The following is a 16,337-nucleotide window of genomic DNA, read 5'->3' as shown; positions in this document are numbered from 1 at the left end:
CGGGCACAGAGCCTGCAGTGTTCGGGCAACGCCCCAAAAAATGCCCCCCTCAAACCTGGCTGAAATCCGGCCGCCGTTTCTCCAGAAACGCCGTGAACGCCTCCTTGGCCGCCGGCTCACCGAGCATGCGCCCAAAGCTGGCGCCCTCTTCAGACATGCGCTGGGCCACCAGGGCCGACTGCCCGCCCTTCATGAGGCGCTTGGTCTCGACCAGCGAACTCAGGGGCTTGGCGGCCAGCTTGCGGGCCACGGTCTGGGCCACGCCATTGCATTCGGTGGGGGGCACCACGCGGTTCACCAGGCCCACCTCGAGGGCCGCTTCGGCCATGAAAGGCTCGCCCAGCAACAGGGCCTCGGCAGCGCGGTGGTAGCCCAGCATCTGCGGCACCAGCAGGCTTGATGCGGCCTCGGGGCACAGGCCCAGGTTCACGAAAGGCATCGAGAAGGCGGCGTTGTCGCCGGCATAGACCAGATCGCAATGGAACAGCATCGTGGTGCCGATGCCCACGGCCGGGCCGCAGACCGCGGCCACCAAGGGCTTGGGAAAGGCGGCCAGGTTGTGCAGAAAGCGGAACACCGGCGAGTTCATGCCGGCTGGCGGCTTGTTCAGGAAATCGCCGATGTCATTGCCGGCGCTGAAGATCGCGATATCGCCCTGGAACACCACCACGCGCACGGCGCTGTCGGCCTCGGCCGCCGCCAGGGCGTCGGCCATGGCGGCGTACATGTCGGCGGTGATCGAGTTCTTCTTGTCGACGCGGTTCAGGGTGATGGTGCACACACCGGCTTCGGTGTGGATCAGGATGTCTTGGCTCATGAGAATGGGCTCCTTGGGGGTGGGCGGAAAGGCAGGCGAAAGCGGGGCTTGTGGCTCCGCCTATTCCTTGAAATAGACGATCTGGTGGGTGCTGACCAGCAGGCGGCCGGCCTGGTTCCATAGCTGGGCGGTCTGGTCGAAGAAGCCGTTGCGGAACTCCTGGGCCCGGGCCTGGCCCAGCACGTGGCCGCTGCCGGTGGCGGCCAGTTCGGCCTGGCCTACATGGAAATACGTGGTGATGGAGACCGTGCCGGCCGGCACGCGCGAGGCGCGGCGCAACCAGACCCGCGGGAAGAAGATGTCGGACAGGGCAGCCAGGGCCGGGAAGTCAAGCGGCCGCGGCGGGTCATCGCGCATCCACAGCTGCGACAGGCTGTTGTCGCCACGCCCGTCCCAGGTGTGCGGGATCACGCCCACCACGGGGCGCATCTCGTAGCGTTCGATCCAGGCCACACCCTTGGGCGGGTGCATGCGCTGCAGCGATTCAGGGGCAGGCACCTCGGGCATGGGCGTGTCGGACACGCTCCAGGTTTCGCGCCGTGCTGCGGTCACCGCGGTGGCCGTGGTGGTCACCACGGGCTGGCCCTCGGCATCGCGCTGCACGATGGAGATCGTCCAGTGCTGGGTGGACCGGTTGGTGCGCACTGGCTGGGCCTGCACCTCGAACTCGCCCTCCGTCAGGGCGCCGGCGTAGTTCACGGTCAGCGACAGCGGCTCGCCCAGCAAGGCCGGGTGCTGCAACACGGCCTGCAGGCAGGTGGCGGCGGTGGTGCCACCAAACGGCCCCACCATGTTCCAGTAGGCCGGGCTGGTGTGGCCCTGGCTGCGCTGCAGCGGGCTGGTGGCGCCGGGTTCGGTCGGGGACTGCGACTGAAGATCCAGTTGCAGCGCGGCATCAAGCGGGTGAAGGGTGCTCATGGGGCAGAAGTGTGCGGCAATCAGAAGGTTCCGACAGTCGAATGCGTGACGGGGGGCTGGCCCTGGCGCAGCAGGGCCAGCGCGTTCAGGCTGGCAATGGTACGCGGCCACAACGTGGCCCGGAACGACTCGCGGAACCAGCCGAAATGCCCGATGCGGCGCGCCAGGGCATCGACCGGGCGCACCACCTCGATGCGCCGGGGCGCATTGGCATAGAAGTCGATCAGGCTTTGCGTGCCGCGCAGGGTCATCATCTCGTCGTCCTGCACCGACAGGGCCAGCACCGGGTAGCGCACCCGGGCGTAGCTCTGCTCGGCCGTCGGGCCCTCGGCCCCCAGGCTGTAGCGCGGGTTCAGGCACCAGCGCCGCCACTGCAGGATCACGCCCGCCGGCAGGTCGCCCACCTTGCCCAGGCGGCGGCCCGGAAAGTAGCCGAACAGGCGCGTGGCCAAGGGCACCAGCACCCACCAGAAATACGGCACGCTGCGCCGCAACTTGGGCGCGTTGTCGCGCCAGTAGCCACTGCCCGAGGCCAGGCTCAACAAGCCATCCACCTGCTCGGGGTGCTGGAACAGACCGGGCAGCTGGGCACCCAGGCTGTGGCCCACCAGGATCAAGGGGGTGCCCGGGCAGGCGGCGCGGGCCTGGGCCACCACAGCCTCGTAGTCGCGCACCCAGTCACGCAGGTCGGCCTGAAAGCCGCGCAGCGAACCGCGCCAGGCTGGCCCCCGCGAATCACCCACGCCGCGGTAGTCGAAGGTGGTGACGCGGTAGCCCTGCTCGGCCAGCCAGCGCGCAAAAGGCTCGTAGTAAGCCTGGCGCACGCCCATGGCGGCCCCCAGGACCAGGTTGGCCAAAGGGGGGGTGGCGGGCGCATAGGTGCGCATGGCCAGCGAGGCCGAATCGACGGTCAGAACCGAGGTCTGCATCACAGCATGTCTCCTGTTGAAAGCAGGCCAGTCTGCGCTGGCTCAGCTCCTGTCGGCGGGCAGCCCGTACGGTGGCGGCCACACCGGGGTGAACGAACGCTCAGCAGCGTTCGAAAATACCGGCCGCGCCCTGCCCCATGCCCACGCACATGGTGACCATGCCGTACTTGAGCTGGTGGCGTTGCAGCGCGTGCACCACGGTGGCCGAGCGGATGGCGCCCGTGGCCCCCAACGGGTGGCCCAACGCGATCGCGCCGCCCATGCGGTTGACCTTGGCCGGGTCCAGGCCCAGGGTGTTCATCACTGCCAGCGACTGGGCCGCAAAGGCTTCGTTGAGCTCGAACCAGTCGATGTCGTCCTGCTTCAGGCCGGCGTAGCGCAGGGCCGCTGGGATCGCCTCGATCGGGCCGATGCCCATGATGTGGGGCGGCACGCCCTTGCTGGCAAAGCTCACGAAGCGCGCCAGCGGCTTGAGGCCGAAGCGTTTGACGGCCGATTCGCTGGCCAGGATCAGCGCACCTGCGCCGTCCGAGGTCTGCGAGCTGTTGCCGGCAGTGACCGAGCCGCGGGCCGCGAACACGGTCTTGAGCTTGCCCAGGCCTTCCAGGGTGGTGTCCGGGCGGGCGCCCTCGTCAAGGCTGACGATGCGGGTCTTCTGGCTGACCTCGCCGGTGGCCAGGTCGGGGCGGCGCTCGGTCACCTCGATGGGCGTGATCTCGGCCGTGAACTCGCCGGCCTGCTGCGCCTTGAGGGCCTTCAGGTGCGACTGCAGGGCGAATTCGTCCTGCGCCTCACGGCTGACCTTCCATTGCTGAGCCACTTTCTCGGCGGTCAGGCCCATGCCGTAGGCAATGCCCACGTCGCCGTCGCGCTCGAAGATGCTGGGCGACAGCGAGGGCGAGTTGCCCATCATGGGCACCATGCTCATGCTTTCGACGCCGGCCGCGATCATCACCTCGGCCTCACCCACGCGGATGCGGTCGGCCGCCATCTGCACCGCCGACAGGCCGGAGGCACAGAAGCGGTTCACGGTGATGCCGCCCACGCTGGTGGGCAGGCCCGCCAGCACGGCTGCGACGCGGGCCACGTTCAGGCCCTGCTGGGCCTCGGGGATGGCGCAGCCGCAGATGATGTCTTCGATGCTGGCCGGATCCAGATCAGGCACCTGGGCCAGAGCAGCCTTCAAGGTGGTGGCCAGCAGGTCATCGGGCCGGGTGTTGCGGAAGAAGCCGCGGTGCGAACGCCCGATGGGGGTGCGCGTGGCGGCAACGATGTAGGCGTCCTGGATGGGGTGGGCCATGGTGAAACTCCTTCAGTTCTTTTTCGGGCGGCTGGCGGGAACCCAGGCCCAGACAAATTCGCATTGCACCGGCGCAGCGCCGGTGTCGTCGGTGACCGTGACGGACACGCTCAGCTCGCCCTGCTCGTTGGCCTGCATATAGGCCGCCTGCTCGGGGGTCAGAACGGCCACAGCCTTGAGTCCGCCCTTGGCCCGCTGCACCACGTGCATGGCGGCACGCTGCAACACCGGGGTGCAGTCATCGCGCACGTTCATGCCAATGACCAGGCCGGTCGCGCTTTCCGCCAGCAGGTGGATGGCCGAGGTGTGCACGTCACCGCTCTGGTTGTGCAGGCGTGGGGCCGTGGCCAGGCGCACCTCGGCACGCTCGGTGCTGAGGCCCGCAAAGCGCACACCGACCGTGCCGGTGAAGGGCACGGCGCGGCGCAGGATGATGCTCTGCACCCAGCCCCGCATGAAGCCGGGGGCCTCGTCCAGGCGCATCAGAGAGCGCTGCAGCTTGTTGGGGGGGCGGTCCATGGCGGTCAAGGCTTGGGGGCTCAAAGGCACGCTCGTCGGGCCGCTCAATTGCGCACCGGCTTGCCGGTGGACAACATGCCCATGATGCGTTCCTGCGTCTTGGGATGCACGATCAGCGAGCAGAAGGCCTTGCGCTCCAGCGCCATCAGGTAGTCCTCGCTGACCAGCGTGCCCGCATCCACATCACCGCCGCAGACCACGTTGGCGATCAGGCTGCCGATGTGAAAGTCGTGCTGGCTGATGAAGCCACCATCGCGCATGTTGACCAGCTGTCCCTTGATGGTGGCCAGCCCGCTGCGCCCGGCCACCGGGAACAGGCGCTTGATCGGGGCGCGCCAGCCGCCATTGAACAGGGCCTTGGCCTCATTCAGGGCCACGAACAGCAGCTCATCCTTGTTGGGCACGATGAGGTCGCTGTCCAGCAGGTAGCCCAGCTTGCGCGATTCGAGCGCACTGGTGCCCACCTTGGCCATGGCGGCGGCGGTGAAGCCTTCGGTCAGGAAGGGCAGCAGATCCTTGCCGGTGGAGGCCGCCGCGTTCTCGGCGGCGCGGCGCGCGATGTAGGTCAGGCCGCCGGCGCCCGGCACCAGACCCACGCCCACTTCGACCAGGCCGATGTAGCTTTCCATGGCCACCACGCGGCGAGCCGAGTGCACGGCCAGCTCGCAGCCACCGCCCAGGGCCAGACCGCGCACGGCCGACACCACCGGCACGCCGGCATAGCGCAGGCGCAGCATCAGTTGCTGCAGCTCGTGCTCGGCGCCTTCGATGGCATCCACCCCGGCAATCATGAAGGCCGGCAGCATGGACTGCAGGTCGGCACCGGCGCTGAAAGGCTCGTCGCCCGACCAGATCACCAGGCCCTTGTACTGCTGCTCGGCCAGCTCGATGCCCTGCTGCAGGCCCTCGACCACGCCCGGGCCGATCGCGTGCATCTTGCTCTTGATGCTGGCGATCAGCACCTCGTCATCCAGCGTCCACAGGCGGATGGCTTCGTCTTCATGCAGGGTCTTGCCTGCGGTCTCGAATCGGACCGAGCCGTCGCCCAGCAGCGCCTCCGGGAAATGCTGACGCTGGTACACCGGCAACTGGCGGCGCGGCTCGAAGGCATGGGTGCTCGGGTTGTACGAGCCCTGGGGCGTGTGAACGCCGCCGGCCTCGGCCACCGGGCCCTTGAACACCCACTCGGGCAGCGGCGCATTGCACAGCGTCTTGCCAGCGGCGATGTCTTCATTGATCCACTGCGCCACCTGCAGCCAACCGGCCTCTTGCCACAGCTCAAAGGGGCCCTGCTTCATGCCGAAGCCCCAGCGCATGGCCTGGTCCACGTCGCGGGCGTTGTCGGCGATGCTGGCCAGGTGCACGGCGGCGTAATGGAAGCTGTTGCGCAGGATGGCCCACAGGAACTGACCTTGCGGGCCTTCGGCGTTGCGCAGCAGCGCCAGTCGCTGCGCCGCGGGCTTCTTGAGCATGCGGCCGTACACCTCGTCGGCCTTCTGGCCACCGGGCACATAGTCTTCACTTTCCAGCTCGAAGCGCAGCACCTCGCGGCCCACCTTCTTGTAGAAGCCCGCCTTGGTCTTCTGGCCCAGGTGGCCGAGCTCAAGCAGCTTCTTGAGCACCGCCGGGGTGCCAAAGCTGCCGTAGAAGGGGTCGGTCTCGAGGGTGAGGTTGTCCTGCAGCGTCTTGATGACGTGGGCCATGGTGTCCAGGCCCACCACGTCGGCGGTGCGGAAGGTGCCTGAACTGGCCCGGCCCAGCTTCTTGCCGGTCAGGTCATCGACCACGTCGTAGCTCAGGCCGAAGTTCTCGACTTCCTTCATGGTGGCCAGCATGCCGGCGATGCCGACGCGGTTGGCGATGAAGTTGGGGGTGTCCTTGGCACGTACCACGCCCTTGCCCAGGCCGCTGGTGACGAAGCTCTCGAGCTGGTCGAGGATCACCGGCTGAGTGGTGGGGGTGGCGATCAGCTCCACCAGGTACATGTAACGCGGTGGGTTGAAGAAGTGGATGCCGCAAAAGCGCGGCTTGATGGCTTCGGGCAAGGCCTCGCTGAGCTGGGTGATCGACAGTCCCGAGGTGTTGGACGCCACGATGGCGTGCGGGGCCACGAAGGGCGCGATCTTCTTGTAGAGGTCAAGCTTCCAGTCCATGCGCTCGGCGATGGCCTCGATGATGAGGTCGCAGTCGCGCAGCTGTTCCAGATGCTCTTCGTAGTTGGCCTGGCCGATCAGGGCCGCGTCGTCGGCCACGCCCAGGGGCGCGGGCTTGAGCTTTTTCAGGCCATCGATGGCGCGCGTGACGATGCCGTTCTTGGGGCCTTCCTTGGCCGGCAGATCGAACAGCACCACGGGCACCTTGACGTTGACGAGGTGGGCGGCAATCTGCGCGCCCATCACGCCTGCGCCGAGCACGGCGACTTTTTTCACTTGGAATCGGTTCATTTGATTTCCTGTTCGCACGGGGCACCTGAAGGGGCGCCCCGGACCTTATTCAATGCGTTGCCAGACCTGGGTGCGGTAGAAGGGGCCGATGTAGCCCCGCACCTGCAACTGCTTGCCGCCCTCCAGCGGCACCAGGCGCACGGTGTATTCCTTGCCGTTTTCGGGGTCGAGGATCTTGCCGCCTTCCCACTCGGGCTTGCCCTCGGCCTGGCGCACCCCGCGGATGATCTCCATGCCGAGCTTGGGCTTGCCCTTGCGATCGTCGCTGCACTGGGTGCACAGCGGCTCGGCCGAGCGGGTGATGGCCTTCTCGATGCGGCCACTGAGCACACCCGCGGCATCGGCCGCGATGCGGATCTCGGCCTTGGCCTCGCCCGAGGCATCATCCACGCTGCGCCACAGGCCCACCGGGGTGGTCTGCGCCAGCACGGGCCAGGCCAGCGCCATCAGCGCCGTGGCCAGAACGTTCTTGATCTTCATCGCGGTCTCCTGCTGGGGCGGCGGTTCAGGCTCAGGCGAACACGGCCTCGGTGTCCATCAACACCTTGGAGCCGGCACGGGCGGTGCGCATCAGCGAAGCGGTTTCAGGGAACAGCTTGGCAAAGTAGAAGCGCGCGGTCTGCAGCTTGGCCTGGTAGAACGGGTCGGTGTTGCCGGCCGCGATCTCCTTGAGTGCCACGGAGGCCATGCGGGCAAAGAAGTAGGCAAACACCAGGTGGCCGGCCACGCGCAGGTAGTCGACCGCGGCGGCGCCCACTTCGTCGGGGTTCTGGAAGCCCTTGAAGCCGATCTCGGTGGTGAACTTGGTCATCTGGTCGCCCAGGTAGGCCAGCGGGTTGATGAACTCGGCCATCTTCTCGTTGACGCCTTCGGCCTCGACCAGTTGGGCCACCAGCTTGCCGAACTTCTTCAGCGAGGCCCCGTTGTTGCCCAGGATCTTGCGGCCCAGCAGGTCCAGCGACTGGATGGTGTTGGTGCCTTCATAGATCATGTTGATGCGGGCATCGCGCACGTACTGCTCCATGCCCCATTCCTTGATGTAGCCGTGGCCGCCAAACACCTGCTGGCAGGCGGTGGTGGAGGTCCAGGCGTTGTCGGTGATGAAGGCCTTGACGATGGGGGTCAGCAGCGCAACCAGCTCGGCCGAATCCTTGCGCACCTTTTCGTCGGGGTGGTTCAGTTCCTTGTCGAGCAGCACGGCACAGAAGCAGGCCATGGCGCGGCCACCTTCGGCATAGGCGCGGGCCGTCAGCAGCATCTTGCGCACATCGGGGTGCACGATGATCGGATCGGCCGGCTTGTCCTTGGCCTTGGTGCCGGTCAGCGAGCGCATCTGGATGCGGTCCTTGGCGTAGGCCAGGGCATTCTGGTAGGCCACTTCGGTCAGGCCCAGCGACTGGTTGCCCACGCCCAGGCGGGCGGCGTTCATCATCACGAACATGGCGGCCAGGCCCTTGTTGGGCTGGCCCACCATCGTGCCCACCGCACCATCGATGACGATCTGTGCCGTGGCATTGCCATGGATGCCCATCTTGTGCTCCAGGCCACCGCAGTAGATCGGGTTGCGCTCGCCCACGCTGCCATCGGCATTCACCTTGAACTTGGGCACCACGAACAGGCTGATGCCCTTGCTGCCCTGCGGCGCATCCGGCAGGCGGGCCAGCACCAGGTGCACGATGTTGGAGGTCATGTCGTGCTCACCGGCGCTGATGAAGATCTTGTTTCCAGTGATCTTGTAGGTGCCGTCGGCCTGGGGTTCGGCCTTGGTGCGCAGCAGACCCAGGTCGGTGCCGCAATGCGGCTCGGTCAGGCACATGGTGCCGGTCCACTCACCGCTGGTGAGCTTGGGCAGGTACAGGCGCTTCTGTTCGTCGGTGCCGTGGGCATGCAGGGCCTCGTAGGCGCCGTGGCTCAGGCCCGGGTACATGGTCCAGGCCTGGTTGGCCGAGTTCATCATCTCGTAGAAGCACTGGTTGACCACGAAGGGCAGGCCCTGGCCGCCGTAGTCGGGGTCGCACGACAGTGCGGCCCAGCCGCCTTCGACGAACTTTTCGTAGGCCGCCTTGAAGCCGGTGGGGGTCTTGACTTCATGGGTGCTCTTGTCCAGCACGCAACCCTCGGTGTCGCCGCTGATGTTCAGCGGGAAGGTGACCTCGGCCGCGAACTTGCCGCCTTCTTCGAGCACGGCGTTGATGGTGTCGGCATCGATGTCGGCGTGCTTGGGCAGGGCCTTGAATTCATCGCTGACCTTGAGCACTTCATGCAACACGAATTGCATGTCACGCAGAGGGGGGGTGTAAGCAGGCATGGGATCACTCCTTGGTGCGGATCGGGGTTTTGGAAGAAAGGGTTTTGGCCGGTGCGAGGTCGGTGGCGCCGCACCGGGCCAGGATGTTGTCGAAGCCCTGGGTGGCCTTCTGGATCGAGCCCGGGTGCTTCAGAAAGCGGGCCTCGTAGTGCAGTGCGAGGATCAGTCCGTGGATCTCGAACAGCATCTGGTCCTCGTCCACATCGGGGCCGAGCTGGCCGTCGTGCTTGGCGAGGGTGATGGCACGCTTCATCGCGGCGTGCCAGGTCATGACGGAGCTGGCCAGCGCATCGCGCACCGGGCCAGGGCGGTCGTCAAACTCGACGGCGCCGCTGATGTACAGGCAGCCCGAGTCGATTTCGACCGAGGTGCGCTTCATCCAGTTGGCAAACATGGCGCGCAGGCGAGGCAGGCCGCGCGGTGCCGACAGCGCAGGGAAGAACACCTCTTCCTCGAAACGCACGTGGTATTCGCGGATGACGGAAATCTGCAGCTCTTCGCGCGAGCCGAAGTGGGCAAACACGCCCGACTTGCTCATCTGGGTGACCTCCGCCAGGGCACCGATCGACAGGCCTTCCAGGCCGATCTGGGTGGCCAGGCCCAGGGCCGCCTCGACGATGACAGCCTTGGTCTGCAGCCCCTTTTGCAGCGCGCGGCCACGGCGGGCAGGCGCTGCCGCCGCCGGGCGTGCAGTGCCTGGCGAGATGGCTGACGAACGAATGGTGGACATGGATGGGCGGCTCACAAAATAAAACGAACGGTCGTGCTATTTTGCAGTAATTTTTGTGACAGCCCTTTGAATACCCCAAAGAATTTGAAGGAAATTGCCGACCGATCACCAGGGTTTACCCTTGGTTTCGACTCGGATCGGCTCAGAAACGGCAGTTTTGCCAGTGCCCACCGCCGTGCCAGCAGGCCAACCTGGGCCTCAACCCAGGTTTTCGTGATGCCCGGGTCGGCCCTAGAACGTGTTCAATGTCTCGCACGGGCCGCGTTGGAGCGCAATCGGGATGAGTGGGTGGCCCGGATGCGCCGCATGGGCTCGTGCCCATGCAAGCAACTGGGGCGCCACACATCCGAGTTCGTGCCCGATTTCGCTCCAACCCCTCGGGCAGTGGCCTTTTCGGGCGGTCTGCGGCGTTGCGGCGCTTGTCGATAGCCGGGCTATCGACGGCGCACCGCGCCTTGCATCCCATCCCGAAAAGACCGCTGCGCGACCCGTGGGAGACGTTGAACACGTTCTTAGCGCCAGTAGGCCGAGACACGCATCAGGGCGGCGGGCTGGCCCAGGCCCAGCCAGTGGGCGCGCAACTCGGCCATGGTCAGGGCCTCGCCAGCGGCCCAGGCAAAGACGGTGCCCTCGGGCCAGGCCATCTCCCGAACGGCCTGCAGCAGGCGCTGGCCGGGGGCGGACTCTCCACGCACCAGCCAGCGCAGATGGACCTGGGCCGCGCTGGCCAGCACCCGTTGCTCTTCGGCGGCAGCCACCTCAACCAGGACCGTGGCCCGGGCGCCGGCCGGCAGCTCGGCCAGTCGGCGCACGATGGCCGGCAGCGCACTTTCATCACCCGCCAGCACATAGGCATCGTGCCCGCCAGGCAACACCGTCGATCCCCGCGGGCCGCCCAGCCCCACTTCATCACCCGGCCGGGCCTGGGCGGCCCAGGTGGCGGCGGGGCCTTCACCATGCAGGGCAAATTCCAGGTCCAGCTCCAGGGCCTGGGCATCGAAGTGCAGCGGCGTGTAGTCACGCATGACGGGGCGATCGGCCTCGTTCAGGTCGGCTGGCCAGCTGACCCGCCCATCCTGCAGCGTGGGCAGCACCAGCGGCCGGCCCGGGGCGGGCGGCAACATCAGCTTGAGGTGGTCGTCGAAGCTGGCCGACACAAAGCCGCGCAGCGCCTCACCGCCGAGGGTCACGCTGACCACACCCGGGGTGGGTCGCCCGACACGCAGCACCTGCACGTGGCGCACCGGGTTGGCGTGGCGCACGCGCTGGGGCAGCAGATGGGCTGGCGCCTCGGTTGAGGAAGAGGAAGAGAGAGAAAGTTCAGAAGTCATGGCAGAGACAGCGGTTTATTTGGTTGATATGATCAACCAATAATCCAACATCAAGTTGATAATGTCAACCAAATCAGAAAAAACCACGACAACAGCAGGCGATCTGCACGACGAGGTGCTGGAAAGCCTTCAGGCGCTGGTGTTCAGCCTCAAGGGCCAGCTGCGTCACAGCCTGGGCGAGCAGCCCCTGGCGCTGGCGCCCATGGAGTTGCGGGCCTTGCAGTTCTTTGTGCGCCACCCGGAGGCCAGCCAGCGTGATCTGGTGCAGCACAGCGGGCGCGACAAGGCGCAGATCGCGCGGCTGATCAAGTCGCTGCTGGACAGCGGCCACCTGCAGGCCTGCCCCGATCCGGAGGATCGCCGCAGCCAACGCCTGAGCCCCACGCCCAGTGGCCTGGCATTGCACAAGCAATTGCACCAGGCCCGCCGCCAGGCCTTGGCCCGCAGCCTGACCGGGCTGGACGCGGGGGAGCTGGGCCAGTTGCTGGGCCTGCTCAAGCGCCTGCGCAGCAACCTGTCGGAACCCCATCCCCCCGCCTGAGCCGACCCACCGACGCCAGCGTCAGCAGCGACACTGGGACGGTCTCAGATGAACATGCCGCCCGAGGCCTCGATGCGCTGGGCGTTCACCCAAGCGCTGGCCGGCGACAGCAAGGCCGCCACGACCCGGCCAATGTCCTCAGGCAGGCCAACCCGGCCCAGGGCGGTCTGGCTGGCCACAAAGCGGTTCAGTTCGGGGTTGTCGCGCACGGCGCCGCCGCCAAAGTCCGTTTCGATCGCCCCGGGCGCCAGGGTGTTGACGGCGATCCCGCGGGGCCCAAGCTCCTTGGCGAGGTAGCGGGTGAGCACCTCGATGCCACCTTTCATGCTGGCGTAGGCCGCATAGCCGGGCAAGGCAAAACGGGTCAATCCACTGGACAGATTGAGAATCCGCCCGCCATCTCGCAGCAGCGGCAACAGCGCCTGGGTCAGGAAGAACACCCCCTTCAGGTGCAGGTTGAACAACAGGTCGAATTGCTCTTCGGTGGTGTCGGCCACGCTGGCGTGCACGCCCACCCCGGCGTTGTTCACCAGGGCGTCGATGCGGCTCACCTGCCAGCGCTCGGCCAGGGCCTCACGCACGGTGTCGGCGAAGACGGCGAAGCGGGCCGCCATGCCCTGCCCCTGGCCCAGTTCCAGCTCGATGGCCAGGGCACGCCGCCCCAGGGCCTCGATCTGCCGTACCACGCTCTGGGCCTCGGCCTGCTGGCTGCGGTAGGTGAAGACCACGTCCATGCCCTGAGCGGCGAGGGCCAGCGCCATGCTGCGGCCCAGCCCCCGGCTGCCGCCGGTGATCAAGACGACGGGGGCGGCGGAGCCCTCAGCGTTGCTGGGCGTGGGCTGGGGTGAATTGGTCAAGGTCATGGTGGGTCCTGGTAGGTGCGCCAGTGGCTGGCGCGGTGAGGGGATGCCCGCCAGTCTATTGATCGATATAAAACCAATAAATAACGATATTCATACTTCACTGTTCGATTTCAAATAACAATCAACACCATGAATCCGATCGATGCCCTGCACACCTTCGCCCGGGTGGCCGAATTGGCCAGCTTCACCCAGGCCGCGGCCCAGTTGGGCCTGCCCAAGGCCAGCGTGTCGCTGGCGGTGCAGCAGCTGGAAGCCCAACTGGGCACCCGGCTGTTGCTGCGCACCACCCGCCGCGTGCAACTGACCCCTGACGGGCAGGTCTTCTACGAACGTTGCAAGGACGTGCTGGCCGATCTGGACGAATTGCAGGGCCTGTTCCGGCAACACCCCACTCAACTGAGCGGTCGCCTGCGCGTGGACATGCCGGTGGGCACAGCACGCCAATTGGTCTTGCCCACGCTGCCCGACTTTTTGCGCGCCCACCCTGGCGTGCACCTGGAGCTGAGTTGCACCGACCGACGGGTGGACCTGGTGCGCGAGGGCTTCGACTGTGTGCTTCGGGTGGGTCCGCTGGACGACTCCGGCCTGATCGCGCGCCCGCTGGGCCTGCTGTCACAGAGCAACTGCGCCAGCCCGGCCTACCTGGCCGCAGCCGGCACACCGGGCGGCCTGGACGACCTGCGCCACCACCAGCTGGTGCATTACCAGCCGCAGTTGGGGGGGCGCCAGACCGGCTGGGAATGGGTGGACGAAAAAGGCCAGACCCGCACCCTGGCCATGCCCGGTTCGCTGAGCGTGAACAGCACCGAGGCCTACCAGGGCGCCTGCCTGGCAGGGCTGGGCCTGATCCAGGCCCCCACCGCCGGGTTGCGCAGCCTGCTGGAGCAAGGCTTGCTGGTCGAGGTGTTGCCGGCTTTCCGCGCCCCCCCGCTGCCGGTGTCGCTGCTGTACCCACACCGGCGCCAATTGGCGCGCCGGGTGCAGGTGTTCATGGATTGGCTGGCCGAGGTGCTGAGGCCTTACCTGGACGATGCGTCAGGCGACGCTGGTCCCACGGCGCCCTCGGATCCCTCGGATCCCTCGGAGATGGCACGCAAGGCCTCCAGGTCCAGCAGCTCGATGGTGCCGTAACGCAGGTGCAGCCAGCCGCGCTGCTCCAGGCCATGCAAGGCCTTGTTGATGGTCTGGCGGCTCACCCCCAGCATCAGGGCCAGTTGCTCCTGCGGCAGGCGGATCAGCCGGCGTGGCGCGCCGGTGCGCCCGCCATAGCCCTGGGCCACCAGCCACAGGCGTTTGGCCAGACGCAGGTCCAGCGGCAACTGGGCAATATCTTCCAGGGCCGAGAACATCAATCGCAGCTTGCTGCTGGCCAGCCGGGCCACACTGCGCCAGTGCTCGGGATGCTGCGCCAGCCAGTCCAGCAGCTCATCACGGGGCACCAGCAGCACCGTGGTGTCGCCATCGGCCACCACATCGTGGCTGCGCGGCTGACCGTCGATCAGCGAGATCTCGCCCAGCCACTGGTAGGGCTCAATGAAGGCCAGCAGGGTTTCCTGCCCGCTGTCCTGCAGGCCACCCACGCGCAAAGCCCCTGCGGTGACACAGCACAGCGCCCCTTCCACGGCCCCGCGGTGGAACAGGCGCTCGCCATCGCTCAGCACCCAGAGCCGGCCCAGGGTCAGCAAAGCAGACTGGAACTCGGGCTCGCACTGGGCATACCAAAGCTCGCTGCACAAGGCGGCAGCCAGGGTCTGGGCAGAAGTGGTCGACGGTTTCATCGGAAAACTGGGCCTCCGGATTCGGTGGCGTGGCGGTCTGGAATGTATTGATTTTGACAGTCCTTCGCCCCACAGCGGCCTAGCATGCGACGCAGACCCGTGCGCCCCCCCGGCGACGCGGGCCCCAGAACCAGGAGACACCCCCATGAGAAACACCCAAGACCTGCTGACGCAATACGCCCGCTACCACCGAGACCCGCGCAACATCGCCACCCATTTCGTGGGCGTGCCCATGATTGTTCTGGCCGTGGGGGTGTTGCTGGCGCGGGCCTCGATCGACCTGGCCGGCTGGACGATCTCGGCCGCCTGGCTGGCCTGGGCGGCCAGCACCGCGTGGTACTTGAGCCGCGGTCACCTGGGCGCCGGCGTCACCGTGAGCGCGGCCATCGCCGGCCTGATGGTGCTGGCCCACCCGCTGGCCGCTGGCACCACCGTCACCTGGCTGGCCTGGGGGCTGGGCCTGTTCGGCGTGGGCTGGGTGATCCAGTTCGTGGGCCACTACTACGAGGGCCGCAAGCCCGCCTTCGTGGACGATCTGGTGGGCCTGCTGGTGGGGCCTTTGTTCGTGAGCACCGAGCTGCTGTTTGCGCTGGGCCTGTGCCGGCCGCTGCGCCAGGCCATTGAGGCCGAGGCCGGCCCGGTGCAGTTGCGCACACCCCAATCGGCCTGAGGAGCCGGCCCCACCTGGGCAGCCGGCATGACACCGGCCTCAGGTGCTCATGCGCACCACCAGCCGGTAATCCAGCACCACGCAGGGCTGCTCGACCGGCTCGCCGCGCATCAGCTTGAGCAGCATGCCGGCGGCCTCGTCACCGATGGTGGCCAGGGGCGTGTGCACGGTGGTCAGCGTGGGCAGCATCAGGTCGCTGCCGGTGAGGTCGTTGAAGCCGGCAATGGCCACCCGCGCCGGCACCGGCAGCTGCAGCCGGTTGGCCGCCAGCAAGGCGCCCTGAGCCAGGTCGTCGTTGCAGAAGAACACCGCATCCACCGCGGGTGACTGGCCCATGATCTGCTGAAACAGCCGCCCCCCGAGCGCCATCGACGAGGGCGCCGGGTTCATCCACTCGAGCGCGGGGTCGTACAGGCCAGCGGCCTCCAGCGCCTGGCGCCAACCCTGCTGGCGCTGCAGCGTGCGGGGGTCCAGTTGGGCAGCGGCAAAGGCGATGCGCCGGTAGCCCCGGTCCAGCAGGTGCCGGGTCATCGTGATGGCCGCCTCGGTCTGGGAAAAGCCCACGCTGTGGATGCCCTCGACCCGGCTGTTCTCCATCATGTGCACCACCGGCACACCGCTTTGCGTGATCAGGCGGCGCGTGGCCTCGGTGCGGTCGAAACCAGTCACCAGCAGGCCGGCCGGACGGTGCATCAGTTGCTCGCGCAGCAACTGCTCCTCTTCGCTCGGGTCGTAATGGGTGATGCCGATCAGGGTCTGGTAGCCCGCCGCGCGCAAGCGGGCCTGCGCGGCTTCGAGCAAGCCCACAAAGAGCTCGTTGGACAGCATCGGAATCAACACCGCCACATGGGTGCTGCGCTTGGAGGCCAGCGCGCGAGCCGCGGGATCAGGCACGTAGCCCAGCTTCTGGGCGGCCGCCTGCACGCGCTCAACCAGCACCGGGTCCACCGCCCGCTCGCCCCGCAAGGCCCGCGACACGGTGATGGGGCTGACCCCGGCGGCCAGGGCCACATCGGCCAGGGTGACGCGGCCCGTGGACCGTTGACGGACAGGAGAGCGGGGCATGATCCTAGGGTTTGTACTTAATTGAAAAAAAGCCGATCTGGGTAGGATAGCGCTATCCAACCCATGCACCCCTCAAGGGTGTTTGGGTCATCATACATAAACTTTGCAGGACGGGCCGGCGCTC

General features: G+C 67.1%; 16 protein-coding genes. 3 read left to right on the top strand and 13 right to left on the bottom strand.

The window, feature by feature from the left end:
• Window positions 1-49 precede the first annotated feature (49 nt).
• The 10 genes from AC07VS_RS18195 to AC07VS_RS18150 form a co-directional block, all read right to left on the bottom strand.
• The gene (locus AC07VS_RS18195) at window positions 50-817 is read right to left on the bottom strand and encodes an enoyl-CoA hydratase (protein ID WP_494751646.1); all 768 of its coding nucleotides are present in this window, start codon (window positions 815-817) and stop codon (window positions 50-52) included.
• Between the two features lie 60 nt (window positions 818-877).
• Window positions 878-1,735, bottom strand: a complete 858-nt coding sequence (locus AC07VS_RS18190) for an acyl-CoA thioesterase (RefSeq protein ID WP_492348998.1) — start codon at window positions 1,733-1,735, stop codon at window positions 878-880.
• A 20-nt stretch (window positions 1,736-1,755) separates the two neighbouring features.
• Window positions 1,756-2,664 carry an alpha/beta hydrolase family protein gene (locus AC07VS_RS18185; RefSeq protein ID WP_492348997.1) on the bottom strand — a complete coding sequence of 303 codons (909 nt, stop codon included), beginning with the start codon at window positions 2,662-2,664 and terminating at the stop codon, window positions 1,756-1,758.
• Window positions 2,665-2,764: 100 nt separating this feature from the next.
• Window positions 2,765-3,964 (bottom strand): acetyl-CoA C-acyltransferase, encoded by a 1,200-nt coding sequence (locus AC07VS_RS18180; protein WP_492348996.1) that lies wholly within the window; start codon window positions 3,962-3,964, stop codon window positions 2,765-2,767.
• A 12-nt stretch (window positions 3,965-3,976) separates the two neighbouring features.
• A complete protein-coding gene (locus tag AC07VS_RS18175; protein ID WP_492349009.1) occupies window positions 3,977-4,483 on the bottom strand; it encodes a DUF4442 domain-containing protein in 507 nt (168 codons plus the stop codon).
• A 44-nt stretch (window positions 4,484-4,527) separates the two neighbouring features.
• Window positions 4,528-6,927: a 3-hydroxyacyl-CoA dehydrogenase/enoyl-CoA hydratase family protein gene (locus tag AC07VS_RS18170; RefSeq protein ID WP_492348995.1), complete on the bottom strand. Its 2,400-nt coding sequence runs from the start codon at window positions 6,925-6,927 to the stop codon at window positions 4,528-4,530.
• A gap of 45 nt (window positions 6,928-6,972) precedes the next feature.
• The gene (locus AC07VS_RS18165) at window positions 6,973-7,407 is read right to left on the bottom strand and encodes a DUF2147 domain-containing protein (RefSeq protein ID WP_492348994.1); all 435 of its coding nucleotides are present in this window, start codon (window positions 7,405-7,407) and stop codon (window positions 6,973-6,975) included.
• Window positions 7,408-7,438: 31 nt separating this feature from the next.
• On the bottom strand, window positions 7,439-9,235 hold the full coding sequence (locus tag AC07VS_RS18160) for an acyl-CoA dehydrogenase C-terminal domain-containing protein (protein ID WP_492348993.1): 1,797 nt from the start codon (window positions 9,233-9,235) through the stop codon (window positions 7,439-7,441).
• 4 nt (window positions 9,236-9,239) lie between these two features.
• On the bottom strand, window positions 9,240-9,965 hold the full coding sequence (locus AC07VS_RS18155; RefSeq protein ID WP_492348992.1) for a TetR/AcrR family transcriptional regulator: 726 nt from the start codon (window positions 9,963-9,965) through the stop codon (window positions 9,240-9,242).
• Between the two features lie 512 nt (window positions 9,966-10,477).
• Window positions 10,478-11,296: a siderophore-interacting protein gene (locus AC07VS_RS18150; protein ID WP_494751645.1), complete on the bottom strand. Its 819-nt coding sequence runs from the start codon at window positions 11,294-11,296 to the stop codon at window positions 10,478-10,480.
• Window positions 11,297-11,357: 61 nt separating this feature from the next.
• On the opposite strand from AC07VS_RS18150, the gene AC07VS_RS18145 reads away from it, so the two are divergent.
• Window positions 11,358-11,837 carry a MarR family winged helix-turn-helix transcriptional regulator gene (locus AC07VS_RS18145; protein WP_494658246.1) on the top strand — a complete coding sequence of 160 codons (480 nt, stop codon included), beginning with the start codon at window positions 11,358-11,360 and terminating at the stop codon, window positions 11,835-11,837.
• 44 nt (window positions 11,838-11,881) lie between these two features.
• On the opposite strand, the gene AC07VS_RS18140 is transcribed toward AC07VS_RS18145, so the two are convergent.
• Entirely contained in the window at window positions 11,882-12,700 is an 819-nt protein-coding gene (locus AC07VS_RS18140; protein ID WP_494751644.1) for an SDR family NAD(P)-dependent oxidoreductase, read from the bottom strand.
• 129 nt (window positions 12,701-12,829) lie between these two features.
• On the opposite strand from AC07VS_RS18140, the gene AC07VS_RS18135 reads away from it, so the two are divergent.
• Window positions 12,830-13,831, top strand: a complete 1,002-nt coding sequence (locus tag AC07VS_RS18135) for a LysR family transcriptional regulator (protein WP_494751643.1) — start codon at window positions 12,830-12,832, stop codon at window positions 13,829-13,831.
• Here the strand turns inward: AC07VS_RS18135 and AC07VS_RS18130 are convergent.
• On the bottom strand, window positions 13,720-14,478 hold the full coding sequence (locus AC07VS_RS18130) for a Crp/Fnr family transcriptional regulator (RefSeq protein ID WP_494751642.1): 759 nt from the start codon (window positions 14,476-14,478) through the stop codon (window positions 13,720-13,722). The two genes, AC07VS_RS18135 and AC07VS_RS18130, sit on opposite strands and share 112 nt — an antisense overlap.
• Window positions 14,479-14,623: 145 nt before the next feature.
• Between AC07VS_RS18130 and AC07VS_RS18125 the strand changes: the two genes are divergently transcribed.
• Window positions 14,624-15,148, top strand: a complete 525-nt coding sequence (locus AC07VS_RS18125; RefSeq protein WP_492348987.1) for an Mpo1 family 2-hydroxy fatty acid dioxygenase — start codon at window positions 14,624-14,626, stop codon at window positions 15,146-15,148.
• 39 nt (window positions 15,149-15,187) lie between these two features.
• Here the strand turns inward: AC07VS_RS18125 and gntR are convergent, their stop codons facing one another.
• Complete coding sequence (gene gntR / locus AC07VS_RS18120; protein WP_492348986.1) at window positions 15,188-16,213, bottom strand: HTH-type transcriptional regulator GntR; 1,026 nt, start codon at window positions 16,211-16,213, stop codon at window positions 15,188-15,190.
• Window positions 16,214-16,337: the final 124 nt, after the last annotated feature.

Source organism: Curvibacter sp. GW821-FHT01G03 (genome assembly GCF_059422285.1).
The sequence above is the reverse complement of the archived record's forward strand: the minus strand, read 5'-3'. Positions and strand labels throughout refer to the sequence as shown.